13 protein-coding genes are annotated in these 16521 nt (G+C 63.9%); all 13 read right to left on the bottom strand.

Going from position 1 to position 16521, the window contains the following annotated elements:
* Window positions 1-20: 20 nt before the first annotated feature.
* The 13 genes from ACSW29_RS02740 to ACSW29_RS02680 all read right to left on the bottom strand — a co-directional run bounded on the left by ACSW29_RS02740 (window position 21) and on the right by ACSW29_RS02680 (window position 16496).
* Window positions 21-974: a cutinase family protein gene (locus ACSW29_RS02740; protein WP_230817648.1), complete on the bottom strand. Its 954-nt coding sequence runs from the start codon at window positions 972-974 to the stop codon at window positions 21-23.
* Between the two features lie 9 nt (window positions 975-983).
* Window positions 984-1535, bottom strand: coding sequence for a DUF732 domain-containing protein (locus ACSW29_RS02735; RefSeq protein WP_317553625.1), 552 nt, complete (start codon window positions 1533-1535; stop codon window positions 984-986).
* 106 nt (window positions 1536-1641) lie between these two features.
* Entirely contained in the window at window positions 1642-3525 is a 1884-nt protein-coding gene (locus ACSW29_RS02730) for an alpha/beta hydrolase-fold protein (protein WP_230817652.1), read from the bottom strand.
* 252 nt (window positions 3526-3777) lie between these two features.
* Window positions 3778-4788 (bottom strand): alpha/beta hydrolase, encoded by a 1011-nt coding sequence (locus ACSW29_RS02725; RefSeq protein ID WP_230817654.1) that lies wholly within the window; start codon window positions 4786-4788, stop codon window positions 3778-3780.
* Window positions 4789-5117: 329 nt separating this feature from the next.
* Complete coding sequence (gene zomB, locus ACSW29_RS02720) at window positions 5118-7037, bottom strand: flagellar motor control protein ZomB (protein ID WP_317826664.1); 1920 nt, start codon at window positions 7035-7037, stop codon at window positions 5118-5120.
* Window positions 7015-7920 carry a decaprenyl-phosphate phosphoribosyltransferase gene (locus tag ACSW29_RS02715; RefSeq protein WP_230817656.1) on the bottom strand — a complete coding sequence of 302 codons (906 nt, stop codon included), beginning with the start codon at window positions 7918-7920 and terminating at the stop codon, window positions 7015-7017. The genes zomB and ACSW29_RS02715 overlap by 23 nt, the downstream gene beginning before the upstream one ends.
* Window positions 7917-8450 carry a phosphatase PAP2 family protein gene (locus ACSW29_RS02710; RefSeq protein ID WP_230817658.1) on the bottom strand — a complete coding sequence of 178 codons (534 nt, stop codon included), beginning with the start codon at window positions 8448-8450 and terminating at the stop codon, window positions 7917-7919. Before ACSW29_RS02710 ends, ACSW29_RS02715 begins: the two co-directional genes overlap by 4 nt.
* Window positions 8431-10344 (bottom strand): glycosyltransferase, encoded by a 1914-nt coding sequence (locus ACSW29_RS02705; RefSeq protein ID WP_448276372.1) that lies wholly within the window; start codon window positions 10342-10344, stop codon window positions 8431-8433. The genes ACSW29_RS02710 and ACSW29_RS02705 overlap by 20 nt, the downstream gene beginning before the upstream one ends.
* On the bottom strand, window positions 10341-11555 hold the full coding sequence (gene glf, locus ACSW29_RS02700) for a UDP-galactopyranose mutase (RefSeq protein WP_317826666.1): 1215 nt from the start codon (window positions 11553-11555) through the stop codon (window positions 10341-10343). Before glf ends, ACSW29_RS02705 begins: the two co-directional genes overlap by 4 nt.
* 69 nt (window positions 11556-11624) lie before the next feature.
* Window positions 11625-12548 (bottom strand): MBL fold metallo-hydrolase, encoded by a 924-nt coding sequence (locus ACSW29_RS02695; protein WP_448276371.1) that lies wholly within the window; start codon window positions 12546-12548, stop codon window positions 11625-11627.
* 109 nt (window positions 12549-12657) lie between these two features.
* Window positions 12658-13809, bottom strand: coding sequence for an acyl-CoA dehydrogenase family protein (locus tag ACSW29_RS02690; protein ID WP_317826668.1), 1152 nt, complete (start codon window positions 13807-13809; stop codon window positions 12658-12660).
* Window positions 13810-13811: 2 nt separating this feature from the next.
* Entirely contained in the window at window positions 13812-14993 is a 1182-nt protein-coding gene (locus ACSW29_RS02685; RefSeq protein ID WP_448276369.1) for a thiolase family protein, read from the bottom strand.
* Between the two features lie 90 nt (window positions 14994-15083).
* Window positions 15084-16496 carry an amino acid permease gene (locus tag ACSW29_RS02680; RefSeq protein ID WP_448276368.1) on the bottom strand — a complete coding sequence of 471 codons (1413 nt, stop codon included), beginning with the start codon at window positions 16494-16496 and terminating at the stop codon, window positions 15084-15086.
* Window positions 16497-16521 lie beyond the last annotated feature (25 nt).

The raw sequence follows: 16521 nt of genomic DNA, 5'->3' as shown, positions 1-16521 counted from the left end.
ATCAACAGTGCGGCGGCGTCTCAACTGTGGGGCGGCGTCGGCGCGGCGTCGATCTTCTCCGCAGCCCACTGTGCCATCCACTGGGTGGCCGTCGTGCCGTTCGGATCGACCTGGAAGGAGTTGTACATCGCGTGCACAGGGTTGTTGTAGTACTCGAGCAGTCGCGGCGCCGAACTCAGCCAGTTGGTCGGGTTGAGAGCGGCGGCCGGAGCGTCACAGATACCGTCGCTGGGCGCGCAGATCTGATAGGTCCGGTCGTTGAGGTCACCGAAACCGCCAGGCCTCGGGCCGGTCATCGTGAGACCGGGAAGCTTCAGCCCGTTCAGCGACAGCTCGGCGCCGACACCGGCAACGCTTGGGCCAACGGTGTTCCCGAACGCCGGATCGCGCCGACCGTCGGCGATCAGGCCGACGCCCAGAACCAGATCGGCTGGCACCGCGCCGCTGCCGTCGCCGATACTCGCTGCGACGTCACCCGCGATCACCGCACCCTGGGAGAATCCGGTCAGGACGTAGCTCGTGAGCGGGCACTCGGCGTGCCGCTTCATCAGAAAGTCGTTAGTGGCAGCAGTTCCCGCGGCCCGACTGTTGTTGTAGGACTGCTGTCCGTCCGGCGGGATCGCAACCGGATTCGAAAACTGTGCGACGTACGGAACGGTGTAGACGTCGGCCCGTGAAGTATCGAACTTCTCCTGCAGAGGGCGGGTCACGTTCAGCATCAACGACGCCGGATTGGCCGTCGGGTTGTACGGGTCGTCGGTAGCGCTCGACTCCCACGTACCCGGTATGGCTACTACCTGGACATCGGGGCAACTGGCCGGCTGAGTCACCGGCGGCTCCGGGCTCGGCGGGATCGGAGTCGGCGAGGGCACCCGCCCGGCCAGGATGTACCAACCGCCGATCACGACCGCTGCGACCACAAGAATGATCAGCAGCGGGATCAGGCACCCACGACGCTTTCCAGACCTCGCCATTTCCCGCTCCTACTTGCAGTAGGTGGCGTTGGCGACGTCGATGTAGATCTGAGCGTTCGCACCTGCCTGATCGGGAGTGATCTGCTTGCCTTCCGCCGACGCTTCCTGGCCGACGAAGGCGGTCACGAAGGTCAGGACCTCGTCGTCGGTCTGAGGACCGGCAGCGCAGATGTAATTGGCCGTGTTGACGGCGATGCTTCCGTCACCGGCCGGGGTGATGCCCTTCGCCTTCAGCCCGTCCAGGAACTTCTGCGCCTCGGGGCTGACCTCGACGACTGTGGGCCCCGGGAAGCCTTCGATGCTCTGCGGCTGCTCCGGCGGCGCGGTGGCCGCGGCTCCTGGACTGGTGGGCGCAGCCGAAGCCGTCGTGGTCGCCGAGGCGGACGCGGACGCCGATCCGCTCGAGGACGAAGCCGCAGCGGACGTCGTGGTGACCGGATTGGAGGTTGCAGTGGAGTCGTCACTACCGCACGCGACAAGTGCGCCACCGGTGGCGAGCGCCAGGGCGCCGACCGCGATCGCGCGTGCACAAGTGTTTCGGTTACCCGAGAAAAGCGACATCAATGTCCGTCCTTGCCTTCAGTCGAAAGTCCATCAACAGGTTACGCAACGCACGCGGGCGGGCACCGATCCGTGATCGGGCCCGCCCGTCGTGCACCACTGTGAGTTAGTGAACTTCTGTCTTGTCACCGATCACCGTGATGTAGCCGAACTGGAAGTTCTGCTGGACACCACCGGGAATGTCGAATTTGTCACTGATCGGGAATCCGAGTCGTCCACCTTCGTAACCGACACTCTTCCAACCGTCGAAGAGCGGGCCGTTCTCGACGGACCAAGCACCGCTGCCGGGGCTCCAGTAGATGTTGCCGCCCTCGAACTCGGTGAAGCGTCCGTTGTCCTTGATCGGAACCTCGTTCGACTTCGGGAATCCGAGCCAGCCGTTTTCCCAGCCGAGTTCGCCGTACTTGCCCATGATCATTCCGAGAACCGCGTGAGTTCCGTTGGCGCTGCTGTACATCGCGCCGATCTCGAATCCCTGGACCTTGCCTGGCTTGCCGGGGGTCGCGATCTCGTCTGCGGTCGGGTAGCCGAGCGGGCCACCTTCCCATCCCTGTGCGGACCACTCGGCGAGGATGTCGCCGCTGACGGGGTGAGCGCCGGTCTGCGGGGTCCAGTAGACGGAGCCGTTCTGGAAGTGGTTGAAGCGTCCGCGTCCGTCGGGCGTACCGAGTTCGGGAGTACGCGGGAAGCCGAGCGGGCCCGCCGCTGCTCCGGTGTTCATGTACGCGCCGGCGATACGGCCGGCGACAGGCTGAGCACCCGTTCCACTGGTGAAGTAGATGCGACCGTTGCGGAAGTCCTGAGCCAGGCCACCCGCGACGCTGTACTCGGGCGTGATGCAGTCGCCGATCCAACCGTTGGCTGCAGCCGTCGCACCGATCTCACCCGACGTGCCGCAAGCCGGCTTCTCGACCTCGACGCCGATAGCGTTGGCCAACTGCGGCCACAGCTGATGGAGCTCGAACTGCCAGTACGGCCACGAGTGGGTACCGGACGGGCGGTAGTTGACCTGCGCGGGGATTCCCAGCTGGTTCAGCTTGGTCGCGAAGGTCTGCGAGGTCAGGCGAGCGAGGATCTCGAGGCCCATGCCTGCGTAGTTTGTGCTCACGCCGGGAATTCCCGACGGCTGGTCGTACGGGCCTGTCGTACCGCTACCACTCGAGACGTACAGGCTGACGCCCTTGAGCTTCTCGGCGAGCGCGTACGGATCGTGTGCAGCCCACTGCGCGTTGGACGGCGGTCCCCACATCGCGGCGGAGTTGTATCCACCGGCGTCGGTCATCGCGAACTGGATTGCCTGAGGCATGCCGAGCGAAGTGGTGGTGAGGATGCCGGACAGCGAAGCCGCGAACTTGAAGAAGCCTGGGTTACGCGCCGTGAGGAACATCGCGGACGTTCCGCCCATCGACAGTCCGACGACTCCGCGCGTCTGCGTGGTGCGCCAGTCCTTTTCGAGGATGGAGGGCAGTTCCTTGGTCAGGAACGTCTCCCACTGGTAGTTCTTGCCGTTGTCGGGCTGGAGCCAGTCGGAGTAGAAGCTGGATTGACCGCCGACGGGAAGAATGACGTTGACGTTCTTGTCGGCGTAGAAGGACTCTGCGTCGGTTTCGTAGGTCCAGGCGTTCTCGTTGTCGGTCGCGCGAAGACCGTCGAGCATCCAGACCGAGGGGAAGCTGGCCGAAGGATTGACGTTCCAATCCCGGGCCAAGAGGATCTGCACCTGAATCGGGGTGCCCATCGCGGGAGAGTTCACCCACAGTGCGACGCGACGCTCACTGAGCCAGTCGACCTTCGTGACCGCTGCTCCGGTGGGGTTCTGGGTCACGGCCGGTGCGGCCTGAGCAGGTGCCGGCGCGGCTGCCGCGGTTCCGGCAGTCGTCAAGCCCGCGGCGATCGGCAAAACCAGCATCGCTGCCAGTGCGCCGACGACCTTTGTCCGGAAGGTTGCCCGGGACCGGCGACGGTCCTCCCTGGCAAGGCCTACTCGCATGAGCTCACTCTCTTTCCTTACGTTCGGTCCGCGCGTCGATCGTGGAGCCGCCTGAGCAGCCAGACCCCCGTTGAAACTATTTCTACACGCAAACGATCCCTGCTTGGGGTAGCCGCGCTGTTACTGGTGGTGCAATTGTTACTGACATCTGGCGCTCGTGCAGCACCTGAATACACCAGTGCCGTCCCGGTTCTCCTTCGAGGAGTCCGGAACGGCACTGGTGAAGTGACTAGGTCACGGGATCGCGCACGATCACCAAGCGTTCATGGTGTCGAGGATCTGGCCGCGAGCCTTCCACAGCTCTGCCGACCAGTACGGCCACGAGTGCGTGCCGTTGGACGGGAAGCTGTAGGTGGCCGGGATACCCAGCGAGTTCATGCGGATCTGGAATGCACGGGTGTTGACCAGGGCGAGAGCTTCGAGGCCCATGCCGTTAGCCGTGTTGTAGTAGTCGATCGGTGCGCGCGGGTGGTCGTATTCACCGGGCAGGCCGCTTGCCGACGAGATGTACATCGACAGGCCCTGCAGACGCGGGGCGAAGACGAACGGGTCGTTTCGCAGCCAGGACGGGCTCCACGGCGGTCCCCACATGGAGTCGACGTTGAAGCGACCGGCATCGAGCATTGCGACGCGGATTGCCTCGCGCATACCGGGAGCCGAGATGTTCAGGTAGCCCGACAGCGAGCCGGCGAACTTGAACTGGTCTCGGTGGTAAGCAGCCAGCGTCAGAGCAGCGCTGCCACCCATCGAGAGGCCGAGGACCGCGTTGTTGGTGGGCGAAACGCCGTAGTTCGCGAGGAAGTTGGGGAGTTCCTGCGTGAGGAATGTTTCCCACTTGTACGTGATCTGCTGGCCGTTGAAGTTCGACGGTGCATACCAGTCGCTGTAGAAGCTGGACTCGCCACCGACGGGCATCACGAGGGTGATGTTGTCGTTGCGGTACTGGTCCATCGCATTGGTCTCGAAGCTCCACGCGTTGGCGTCGTTACGCGCACGCAGACCGTCGAGGAGGTAGAGGGCAGCGTTTCCGCCGCGAGCGGCCCACTGGACCTGGACCTTGATGTTGCCCATCGAGGAGGGCACCCACAGCTCGTCGTATCCGCCCGACTGGACGGTGCGGCTGGGAGCAGTGTGCGCGGGCGCAGCAGAGGCGACAGCACTACCGGCAACACCTGCAGCAAGGGGAAGCACAAGTGCTGCGGCACCGATGGCCAACGCTCGGTGCTTGAGGCGCTGGGTCAGCCTCTTTCTGGCAAAACGCATGGATACTGCTCTCTCTCTTCGTCTGCGGCACCCACTCGGTGAGTGGTTCCGGCGGATTCCGTCGGGGAACAGGCTTTTCTGCCAGCCCGAACAAGTTCAGGTCGGCAGCGGACCTCTTCCAAGTCACACTGCGCTCGCTGGACTTTATGTCACAGGTTCAGCTGTGACAAATAGACAGATCGTTACGTCCCAGTCCGCGAGCGACACCGTCGTCACCCCTGGGGGCGATTCAGGTTAGGTGAATCGTCTTCGAGTACATCGTGGCCAATCGATTCGGTGTTACTGAATCGAAATATTCAAACCCTCAACCGTCGGTGATGCTGATCACATCACCTGGGTGGCTCTGGCGACACGAGCCCGCAGCGTTCCAATTCGTAGGCCGGAACCCGGTCGAATCGGTACTTCGCGAAGTCGAATGCCTGCTGGAAGTTCTGTTTGAATCTGGCCCAGGTCAGCTCGGAGCGGTACGACGTCAGCAGCTCCTGCGTTTCCGGGCAGGTGATGGCCAGCTTCGCGTCCGCAACCCAGTCCTCGTCGAGGAAGAACGGCAGCCACGGGCGAACGTCGATCATTCCCGTGTCCGCGACCACCCAGTCCGGATAGAGATTCTTGTCGTGCCCGATCCGGCCGTCCTCGAGTCGCTCGGTGTGAGCTGCCAGCGGGTACGCCAGGCCCATCTGATCGAGCACCCGGACGTCGAGGCCGACGTTCATGCTCGTCATTCCGAGGTTGAGGAAGAAGACGACGTGCTCGGCCGGCTCTGCGAGCGGTCCGGGCGGCGGGACGACGAACCAGGAGTCGTAGCTCGCCGACGGCAGCAGCAGCCCACCCTCCGGGGTCCGCGCAATGGTCTCGACCATGGCACGCATCCGCGGATAGTCGAGGTAGTCCTCAGCGAGGATCGGGTGCTTGTGACCGGTGTTGAGTGCGTAGAACGCGCGCTCGTCGACGATTCCCGAGCGTCCCACCACGGAGCCTTCCGGCATCCCCGTCGTGTTGGCGGCGAAGAAAGCCCAGATGATCGTGCCGATCCACAGCACCGCTGAGACACCGAAGATTGCGGTGTCTCGGTTGCTGCCGAACGCTGACCTGGCAGGTACCCGCAACGGAATGACCGCGACCGGGATGAGCAGGCAGAATAGCACCGGCAACAGGACGCGGCCGTGCATGAAGTCGCCGCCGACGCGCAGCGAGTAGATCCCGAGGATCAGCCCACTGCCGAGAATGAAGGTGACAACCGCCCGCGGGGTGCGCAGGAACTGCTGAAAGCGCTGCCACAGCGGGCGTGCCGGTTGATCGGTGGCGGTGACTGGTGCGTCCGCTCGGCTTCGCCACACGAGCAGCAGCGCACCGATGAGCAGGAACAGCAACGGCAACCAGAGCAGGTAGGGCCCGACGAGGTTCCACAGGTACGCAAAACCCTGCGCCCACTTCGCGCCACCGGCGTCCTTCGACACCGCGGTGTTCGGGTACGGCAAGGCGTAATAGCCCATTCGCCAGATCTGATAGCCCACCGGGACAAGTCCCGCGACGACCACGATCAGTGTGCGAATCTTCCAGGTCAGGCCGGCGGAGAGAACGATCATCATCAACGCGGCAGCACCGGGAATCGCCATCTCGGGTCGAACCAGTGGTCCGAGGCCGGCCACGAACGAGAGAGTCAGGATTGACGCTGTGGACGGCGTCGACGCCTGCGCCCACCGAACGAGCAATAGCCACAGGAGCGCGATCCAGAAGATCACCAGGCACGTTTCGAGCCCGGACGTGGCGAAATCTCTCGCAGGCGGAACAGCGATGTAGACGAGAACACCTGCCGGAACCAGCAGGATCGTTCCGCCCGCCGACCGCCGCACGCCGCGGTACAAACGACCGGTGCCGAGCATCGCCAACACGACAGCAGCAGTCGAGAGTACGAGCGCGATCGTCAGGACGACGTATTCGAGGCGGATCTGCGTGAGCCAGCTGAATGCGTAGACGATGTACGTCCACGCGGTACTCGTGTTCGCCTCGACACGTTCACCCGCATTGAAGACCGGGCCGTTCCCCGCCAGCAGATTGCGGACGGTTCGCAAGACGATGAGTCCGTCGTCGGCGATCCAGCGACGCTCCCACGCGCCCCAGAACATGAGGGCAGCAGCAAGCACCACCCCGCCGAGAAAAACTCCTCGACTGAGGGTGGTGCGGTTCGCCGCAGTGTCGACGTGCGGGTCGGCCTCGGTGCGTGGCTCAGACGAGGTAGACAGCGACACCCACTACTCCGATCCACGCAATCGCGAGGAGTTGCAACACCCGGTCACCGAGCGCGATCTCCTCAGGCTCTCCGGCTTCGCCGCCGTCGACGTCCACCGCGTATCGCAGCACCGCGATGGTGAACGGCACCATCGAGATGGCGTACCAGTTGGTGCCCTTGATGGCGTCCTGTTGGAACGCCCACAGTCCGTAGCAGAGGACCAGCGTCGTCGCTGCCATCGTCCACACGAAACGCAGGTACGTCATCGTGTAGCTCTCGAGGGACTTACGGATCTTCGCGCCGGTCTTCTCGGCCAACTGCAGTTCGGCGTAACGCTTGCCTGCGGCCATGAAGAGCGAACCGAAAGCCATCATCAGCAGGAACCACTGCGAGAGATCGATCTCGGCGGCAACGCCACCGGCGATCGCCCGAAGCAGGAAGCCGGACGAGACGATGCAAATGTCGATGACGGCCTGATGCTTGAGGCCGAAGCAGTACGCGAGCTGGATGACGATGTACACGCCCATGACCACGGCGAGTTGCCAGTTGGCCAGGAAGGACAGGCCGATCGCAGCGGACAGCAGTACGACTGCCATGCCGTAGGCGATGTTGACGGGCAGAACTCCGGCCGCGATGGGACGGAATCGCTTCGTGGGGTGAGCACGGTCGGCTTCGACGTCCATCGCGTCATTGACGAGGTAGATGCCCGATGCCGCCATGCAGAACACGACGAACGCCAGCGCGACGGGCAGGAGCACGTCGCCTTCGGTGGCGGTTCCGGCCGCGATGGGCGCTGCCAGCACAAGGACGTTCTTGACCCACTGACGTGGGCGAAGCGCCTTGACGATGCCGGCGGGCAGGGACTTCGGGGGTCCGCTGACCGTAGCCGGTTCCTCGCTCATTTATCTCCACATTTCTGTTCGGCTCTGGCTTCTTCGACCCGGCGAACTACCGCCGCGGATGCGGCTCCCAGTGCCGCTCCGGCGAGTACGTCGGTCGGGTAGTGAACTCCCAGGACCAGACGCGAGAGCATCATCGGGGGCACCAGCAACGCCGGTAAGGGTAGCCCGGTGAGTCGACCGATCAGCACAGCCGCCGCCGTCGTCGACGTCGCGTGTGACGACGGGAAGCTGAGCTTGCTCGGCGTCGAGACGTTGACCTGCACCGACGGATCCGAAGGTCGCTTGCGCCTGACAACTCGTTTGATCACCACGGAGGCGGCGTGTGCACCGAACGCTCCGACGGCCGCTCCGGCCCATTCGCGTCGACGCGGCTTGTCCACGGCGGCTCCGACGGCTGCGATCGCGATCCACCCGAGGGAGTGCTCACCGAAGTGCGACATGCCGCGGGCGACCTTCACGGCTCCCGGCAACTGCCCGACGGTCGATTGAATTCCGGCCAGAATCCGTACTTCAGGAGATGCCGAAGACACGTTCCCACCTTTCCGTGCTGGTCAGTGAAGGAACGGCGTCCTGGTACTGCTTCTTGAGCTCAGGGAAACGCGCGGCGAGTTCGCGGCGCAACCGTGTGGCTTCCTTGAGGAGTTCGAGTGCAAGCTTCGGGTTTCGCTTGCGGTAGACGACGCCGCGACCGTCAGCCGTGGTGACGGTGACACCGTCGACCTGTGAGAGCAGGAACCAACGGGCGTCGATGGTCGGCACGTTGAGCTGAGGGCGCTCGAGGTGTTCCGGCTTGGCCGGCTTCACGTTGTGCACTCCGGCCTTGAGGACCCGGGTGATCTTCGCGACGGTCGACAACGGCAGGCTCACGTCCCCGACATCCGCACCCGAGGGCAGCGGAAGCGCAGTCGACGACGGCAGTACGACGGCGTCGGAGAATTCCTTGCGCTGGGCGTGGACCTCACCGAGTGCTGTCGGCAGCATGTTCGCGACGTGCTCGGGTCCGGCGAGGAAGTCCGCGATGGCCTTGTTCTGGATCGCGACGGTGGAGTACTCGAGGCACAGCAGGTGCTTCAGGGTTGCTTTCACCGTGTTGACGACGAGGCCGCGGCCCTTGCCCGGCATGTGGAGCGCGGCCACCACCAGACGGTTGCGGAGGTGGAAGTACGCCTGCCAGTCGATGGCGTCGTCCTTGTCACTCCATGCCATGTGCCAGATCGCGGCACCGGGCAACGTGACGGTCGGATATCCGGCTTTCTTTGCGCGCAAACCGTATTCGCAGTCGTCCCACTTGATGAACAGCGGGAGAGGCTGCTTGAGCTCTTCCGCGACCTGACGCGGGATCATGCACATCCACCAGCCATTGAAGTCGACGTCGATGCGGCGGTGCAGGAGCTTCGATTCGCGCAGCGGTTTCTTCGAGAAGTCGTGGTCGTATTCGACGTTCGGCGCCGCGGACCACATGAAGGTGCCGCGGTTGACCACTTCACCCATCACGTGGAGGTGGCTGCGTTCCTGCAGGTTGAGCATCTGCCCACCCACCAGCATCGGCGACTTCGCGAAACGTGAGAACGAAAGCGCACGCAGAATCGAGTCGGGTTCGATCTCGATGTCGTCGTCCATGAACAGAATGTGCTGACACTGCGTGGTCTTGAGTGCCTCGTACATGATTCGGCTGTATCCGCCCGAACCGCCGAGGTTGCCCTGATCGTGAATGGCGAGCCGATCACCGAGCGCTGCAGCAGCTTCGGCGAATCCGGGTTCGTCACGCACCTTGCGGGTGCCCTGATCCGGCATGATGACGGCCTTGATCACGTCCGACACCAGCGGATCCGAAGCCAGTGCAGCAAGCGCCTTGACCGCGTCCGTCGGACGGTTGAACGTCGGAATGCCAACGGCGACAGTCGCTTCGCCGGGTGCTTCGACGGGCGCGTACCAGCCACCGCTCTCGACGACCACGGCCGTATCGGTGGTGATGTCGAACCAGATCCAGCCACCGTCCTCGAACGGCGCCAGTTCCACCTCGAACTCGAGCGCGGCATCGCCGTCGGCAAATTCCTTGCCTTCCACGTGAATTCGCGAGGAATCCGCCTTGGAACGGTAGATGTCGACGCGGCCGTGTCCGGACAGTTCCAGACGCAGGACCACAGATTTCAGAATGGACCAGCGCCGCCAGTAGCTGGCGGGGAACGCGTTGAAGTAGGTGGCGAACGAGACCTCGGTCTCGGCGCCTAGCGCTACCGACGTGCGCGAGGTGGAGTGCGCCCGCCGACTGTTGGACCAGGACTCTTCCAAGTACAACGTGCGGACGTCGAGCGGCTCACCGGCGCGGGGCAGGATGATCCGCTGGAGCAGGGACTTACCGAGGTAAGTCACTTCGTCGCCGCTGACGGCATCTTCGCCTTCGAGTAGATGACGTGCGTTCATTCGCTCTCCCCTGCCAATTCCGCACCCGATTCGAGATGCGGGCGCAGGGTGTTCTCGAACATGGTCAGCGCGCTGGCGATTGCCATGTGCATGTCCAGGTACTGGTAGGTGCCGAGGCGCCCACCGAAGAGGACCTTGTTCTCCGCGGTCTCCTTCTTGGCGCGTGAGCGGTACGCGGAGAGCTTCTCGCGATCCTCGGGAGTGTTGATCGGGTAGTACGGCTCGTCCGTCGACTCGGCGGCACGTGAGAACTCACGCATGATGACGGTCTTGTCGGTCGGGTACTCGCGCTCCGGATGGAAGTGACGGAACTCGTGGATGCGGGTGAACGGGACGTCCGCGTCGTTGTAGTTCATGACGGGGGTGCCCTGGAAGTCTCCGGTGGGCAGAACCTCGGTCTCGAAGTCGAGGGTGCGCCATCCGAGCGAACCTTCGGAGTAGTCGAAGTAGCGGTCGAGGGGGCCCGTGTAGATGACAGGTGCGTCAGGGCTGGCGGTGCGCAGTTCGTCGCGGACGTCGAAGTAATCGGTGTCGAGGCGGACCTCGATCTTCGGATCCTTAGCCATGTTCTCGAGCCACGCCGTGTAGCCGTCGACGGGTAGGCCCTCGTAGGTGTCGTTGAAGTAGCGGTTGTCGAAGTTGTAGCGGACGGGCAGGCGGCTGATGTTCGCCGCGGGCAGCTCGGTGGGGTCGGTCTGCCACTGCTTTGCGGTGTAGTCACGCACAAATGCTTCGTAGAGTGGGCGCCCGATCAGGGAGATCGCCTTCTCTTCGAGGTTGGAGGCATCCTTAGAGTCGATCTCGCTGGACTGCTCGGCGATGAGGGCGCGAGCTTCTTCGGGCGTGAAGTACCGACCGAAGAACTGCGACACGAGGCCGAGTCCCATCGGGAACTGGTACGCCTGCCCCTTGTGCAGCGCGAACACGCGGTGCTGGTAGCTCGTGAACTCCGTGAACTGGGTGACGTAGTCCCAGACCTTCTTGTTCGAGGTGTGGAACAGGTGGGCACCGTACTTGTGGACCTCGATGCCGGTCTCCGGCTCTGCCTCCGAGTATGCGTTCCCCCCCAGGTGGTGACGGCGATCCAGCACCAGCACGCGCTTACCCAGTTGGGTAGCGGCACGCTCGGCGATGGTCAGCCCGAAGAATCCCGAACCGACGACGATCAGGTCGTACTGGGCACGGGCGGTCTCTGAATTTGCAGCGGTCACGATGAACCAGGGTATCGGACCTGTTCGGAAGCCGAGGGTTGGATGCGTCACCAGGGCCGATGCGGCAAGTCAGGACGCTGCGGGACCAATCAGACCCGCCGCACTCGGCACACCCGCCGTATCGAAACCGATGGTGATCGGTTCGTCGACCGGAAAGTGCGCGGGAAGTAGAAGGAGTCCCTCCGACGCGCAGCGTTCGAGAAGTGCGCGGCGAGTGACCCTGGCGATGTCGGGGTCAGCGTCACCGCCCTGGCTGAGGTCCGGGTACAGAAACTGAATCGGATGGTGGATCACGTCGCCGGAGATGACGGCGCCACCGTCAGCAGTGCGAATCTCGATCACGATGTGGCCCGGTGTGTGACCGGGCGCGCTGCGCACGACGACGCTTGTGCCTGCCGATGCGGCCAGGACGTGACCGTCGCCGACCGCCGCCCACTTCGCCCCGTCCAGAACGGGACGGACGCTGTCCTCGAAGGTCTGCGCGAGATCCGAGACCACTCCTTCGTGTGGGCCGTCGGCGGCGAGTTGTTCGAGCGCAGTCAGTTCGGTGCGGTCGAAAATGTAGGTCGCGAGGGGAAAGGTGGGCCGCCAGGTTTCGGCGTCGAGGTTGGTGTTCCAACCACAGTGATCGGGGTGCAGATGTGTGCTGACCACCATATCGACGTCGTCCACGGCGACGCCGGTGGCCGTGAAGCGTGAGAGGTAGTCGGTACCGAACATGTGGTGCGGCAAGAGGTTCGGTCGGTGCTTGCTGTTGCCGTTGCCGGTGTCGACGACGATGGCCTTACCGCCGATCTCCACCAGGTAGGTGTGGATGGCAAGTACGAGGTCGCCGCTTTCCGCCTCGAAGAACTCCGGTGTCAGCCGTGCCGACGCTTCCTCGATCTCCGTCTCACCCGCGTGCGGAAAAAGCTCTCGCGGTGGAAACGGCCAATGGGCCAGTTCGGTCAGTTGTGTGACGCGCGCCGATCCGACGTCGATGGTGAAGCTCATCAGTGTTTGCCTTCCGAACAGCTCGATACCACTTGTAGGCACACAAAGGGCACCCACCGAAATGCTCGGTGGGTGCCCGGTCGGTGTCAATGGTTTTCGACGCCGGTGATCAAAGACTCTTCGCGATGATGCCCTTCATCACTTCGTTGGCACCGGCGTAGATCTTCTGCACGCGGGAGTCCTCGTACATGCGCGCGATCGGGTATTCACGCATGTAGCCGTACCCGCCGTAAAGCTGCACGCACCGGTCGACGACGGCGCATTGCTGCTCGGTGAGCCAGTACTTGACCATGGCGGCGTCGGCGCCGTCCAGCTCGCCGTTGAGGTGATCCTCGATGCAATTGTCGAGGAACACGCGACAGGTGCGTGCGATCGTCTGGCACTCGGCGAGCTCGAAGGCGGTGTTCTGGAACTCGAAGAGGCTGTGCCCGAACGCTTGACGCGCCTTGGTGTACGCGACGGTCTCCTCGACTGCACGCTCGATGGTGCCGATGGCCTGCGCGCCGATGATGAGGCGTTCCTGCACCAGTTGCGCCATCAGCTGACCGAAGCCGAGCCCTTCGGACTCACCGAGGAGGTTCGACACCGGAACGCGAACGTCGGTGAAGGACAGCTCGGACGTATCGGCGCCGTGCTGACCGACCTTGTCGAGCACGCGGCCGACAGCAAAGCCTTCGCAGTCACGAAGATCCACGATTAAGAGCGAGACTCCCTTGGCTCCGGCCTTGGGATCGGTCTTGACGGCGAGCACGATCATGTCGGCGCTGCCACCGTTGGTGATGAAGGTCTTCGACCCGTTCACGACGTAGTGGTCACCGTCGCGGATCGCGGAGGTGGTGATGGCCTTGAGGTCGGAACCTGTTCCCGGCTCGGTCATTCCGATGGCGCCGAGGATTTCACCCGTCGCCATGCCGGGCAGCCAGGCCTTCTTCTGCTCTTCGTTGCCGTACTCGAGGACGTAGTGGGCGACGATGCCACTGTGCACCGAGTTGCCGAGTGCATAGTCACCGCAGTAGCCCTGCGCCTCGAAGACAGCGAGATCGTGCGCGAAAGTTCCACCGCCCCCGCCGTATTCCTCGGGAATCGAGCAGCACAGCAGGCCGAGCTTGCCGGCTTCGAGCCACACGGATCGGTCGACGCGATGCTGAGCGTCCCACTGCTCACGCTTGGCGATCAGTTCACGATCGAAGAAACCACGGGCCAGTTCGGCTACTGCGGTGATCTCTTCGTCGTGCCACGACGGCTTGCGCTTGGTCGCCATGATCAGACCCGCTTCAGCAGGGCAGCGAGTGCTTGACCGCCGCCGATGCACATGGTGACGATGCCGAATTCGAGGTCGCGACGGACCATGTCGCGGGCCGCGCGCAGGGTCAGGATGGCTCCGGTGGCGCCGACGGGGTGCCCGAGGGCGATGGCTCCGCCGTACGGGTTGGTCTTCTCCGGATCCAACCCGCTGTCGCGGATGACGGCGATGGCCTGCGAAGCAAAGGCCTCGTTGACCTCGGCGGTGCCGATGTCGGACGGCTTCAATCCTGTTTGCGCAAAAAGCTTTTCGAGAGCGAGCACGGGAGCGTAGCCCATCAGGCCGGGCTCCATGGCTGCCGTCGTGACGGTTTCGAGCGTGACGAGTCCGGTGAGGCCGCGCTTGGCTGCCTCGGTGCCTGTCGCGAGGACGAGTGCGCCGGCGCCGTCGTTGATGCCCGACGCGTTACCGGCGGTGACGGATCCGCCTTCTTCGAATGCGGGGCGCAGCTTGGCGAGGGTTTCGACAGTGGTTCCGGGCTTGGGATGCTCGTCCTCGGTGATGGTGACCGAGCGTCGACCACCGGTCTCGACGGGAGTGATTTCCTCGGCGAATGCTGCCTTGGCTGCGTCGGTAGCAGCGCGGCGCTGAGATTCGACGGCGAACTCGTCCTGCTGCTCGCGGCTGACGCCGTACTTGCGGGCGACGGCTTCGGCGGTGCGGCCCATATGAGCCTTGCTGAACGGGTCGGTGAGCATGGCGACGGTGCCGTCGACGAGGCTGCGATCGCCGAGCTTGTAGCCCGAGCGGGCTGCGAAGTCGTAGAAGGGCATGCGGGACATGCTCTCGTCGCCGCCGGCGAGGGTGATGGCAGCTGCGCCCCAGCGCATCTGCATCGCCGCCGACCACACGGCCTGCAGGCCGCTGCCACAGAGGCGGTTGACGGTGTAGGCGGGAACGTTCTCGGGCAGTCCGGCGGCGATGCCCACGCGGCGTGCGTTGTAGGCGTCTGGGCCGACCTGGCCGATGCAGCCCATGACGACCTCGTCGATGTCTTCGGGTGCAACGCCGGCGCGGCTCAGCGCGGCCTTGGCTGCTGTGGCACCCAGCTCGTGTGCGGGTACGTCCTTGAAGACGCCGCCGAAGCTACCGACTGGGGTCCTGGCCCCGTCGACGATGACGATCGGTTCGGGTGTGGTCATGATTGTCCCCATCTGCTGTGCTCACGTCGATTTCTCTGTCCGTGGCCGATACTAGGACATCGAAGTATCTCGCAGATGGGGACGTTGGTGTCAGGGTGTGGGAGCGCTCTCGGCTACCGGCGCGACCTCGGCGTCGGCGGCTTCGGTGTCTTTGTAATTCCGGTAGCGGTAGAGCCCGATGCCCACGAGGATCGCTGCGAGCCCCAGGGACACGAACATCTGACTGCGAGTCGAGTCCAGGGTGAGCATGCCGATGCAGAGCGCGATGATGGCAGCGATCGTCGCGTAGGTGAGGTACGGGAAGAACCACATCTTGAGTTCCAGCTCCTGGCCCGAAGCTTCGAGCTTGCGGCGGGTACGCAGCTGGGACACCGAGATGACGAGCCAGACGAACAGTGCGATCGCTCCGGAGGAGTTGACCAGGAACAGGAAAACCTTGTCCGGGGAGAGGTAGTTCATGCCGACGGTCAGGAAGCCGACGATCGTCGAGACGAGGACGGCACGCATCGGGACGCCGGTCTTCTCGATACGTGAGAGCGACTTGGGGGCGTCGCCGCGACCGGCGAGGGAGAAGATCATGCGGCTCGCGGTGTAGAGACCGGAGTTGAGGCAAGACAGCACCGACGTGAGAACGACGACGTCCATGATGTTGCCTGCGGCCGGAATGCCGTAGGAGTCCATGACGGCGACGTACGGGCTGAGCGCGACCGATGCGCTGTCCCAGGGAAGCAGCGTGACGACCACCGCGATCGAGCCGATGTAGAAGATGAGGATTCGCCAGACGACGGACTTGACGGCTGCACGAACAGCTTCGAGCGGGTTGGCCGATTCACCGGCGGCGATGGTGGCGATTTCGGCGCCGAAGAACGAGAACACGACCACAAGGACTGCGGCGAGCATGGCTCCTGTTCCGTTCGGCAGGAAACCGCCGTGACCGGTCAGGTTGGTCATTCCGGGTGCTTCGACGCCCGGCATCCATCCGCAGATCGCCACGACACCCATGCCGAGGAACGCGATGATGGCGACGACCTTGATGGACGCGAACCAGAACTCGAACTCACCGAAGGATTTGACCGAGATGATGTTGGTCAGCGTCAGCACGATCATCAGAATCAATGCCCAGGTCCACTGGGGAACGCCGGGAACCCAGCGATTCATGATGAGGGCACCGGCAGTGGCCTCGATGCCGAGCACGATGATCCAGAACCACGCGTACAGCCAGCCGATCGAGAAGCCCGCCCAGCGGCCGATGGCCTTGTCGGCGTACGACGAGAACGAGCCGGTTTCCGGCGACGCTGCCGACATCTCACCGAGCATGCGCATCACGAGGATGACGACGACACCGGCAAGTGCGTAGGAGACCAGGACGCCTGGGCCCGTCTCCTGAATTGCCACACCGGAGCCGACGAACAGTCCGGCGCCGATGACGCCCGCGATCGCAATCATCGACAGATGCCGCTTCTTCAGCGTGTGCTGAAGTGCCGGCTGGTCTGTACTGGACATCAGTACTCCTTGTGGGCTGTTCGGG

This window comes from Rhodococcus sp. GB-02 (assembly GCF_053470465.1).
The sequence above is the reverse complement of the archived record's forward strand: the minus strand, read 5'-3'. Positions and strand labels throughout refer to the sequence as shown.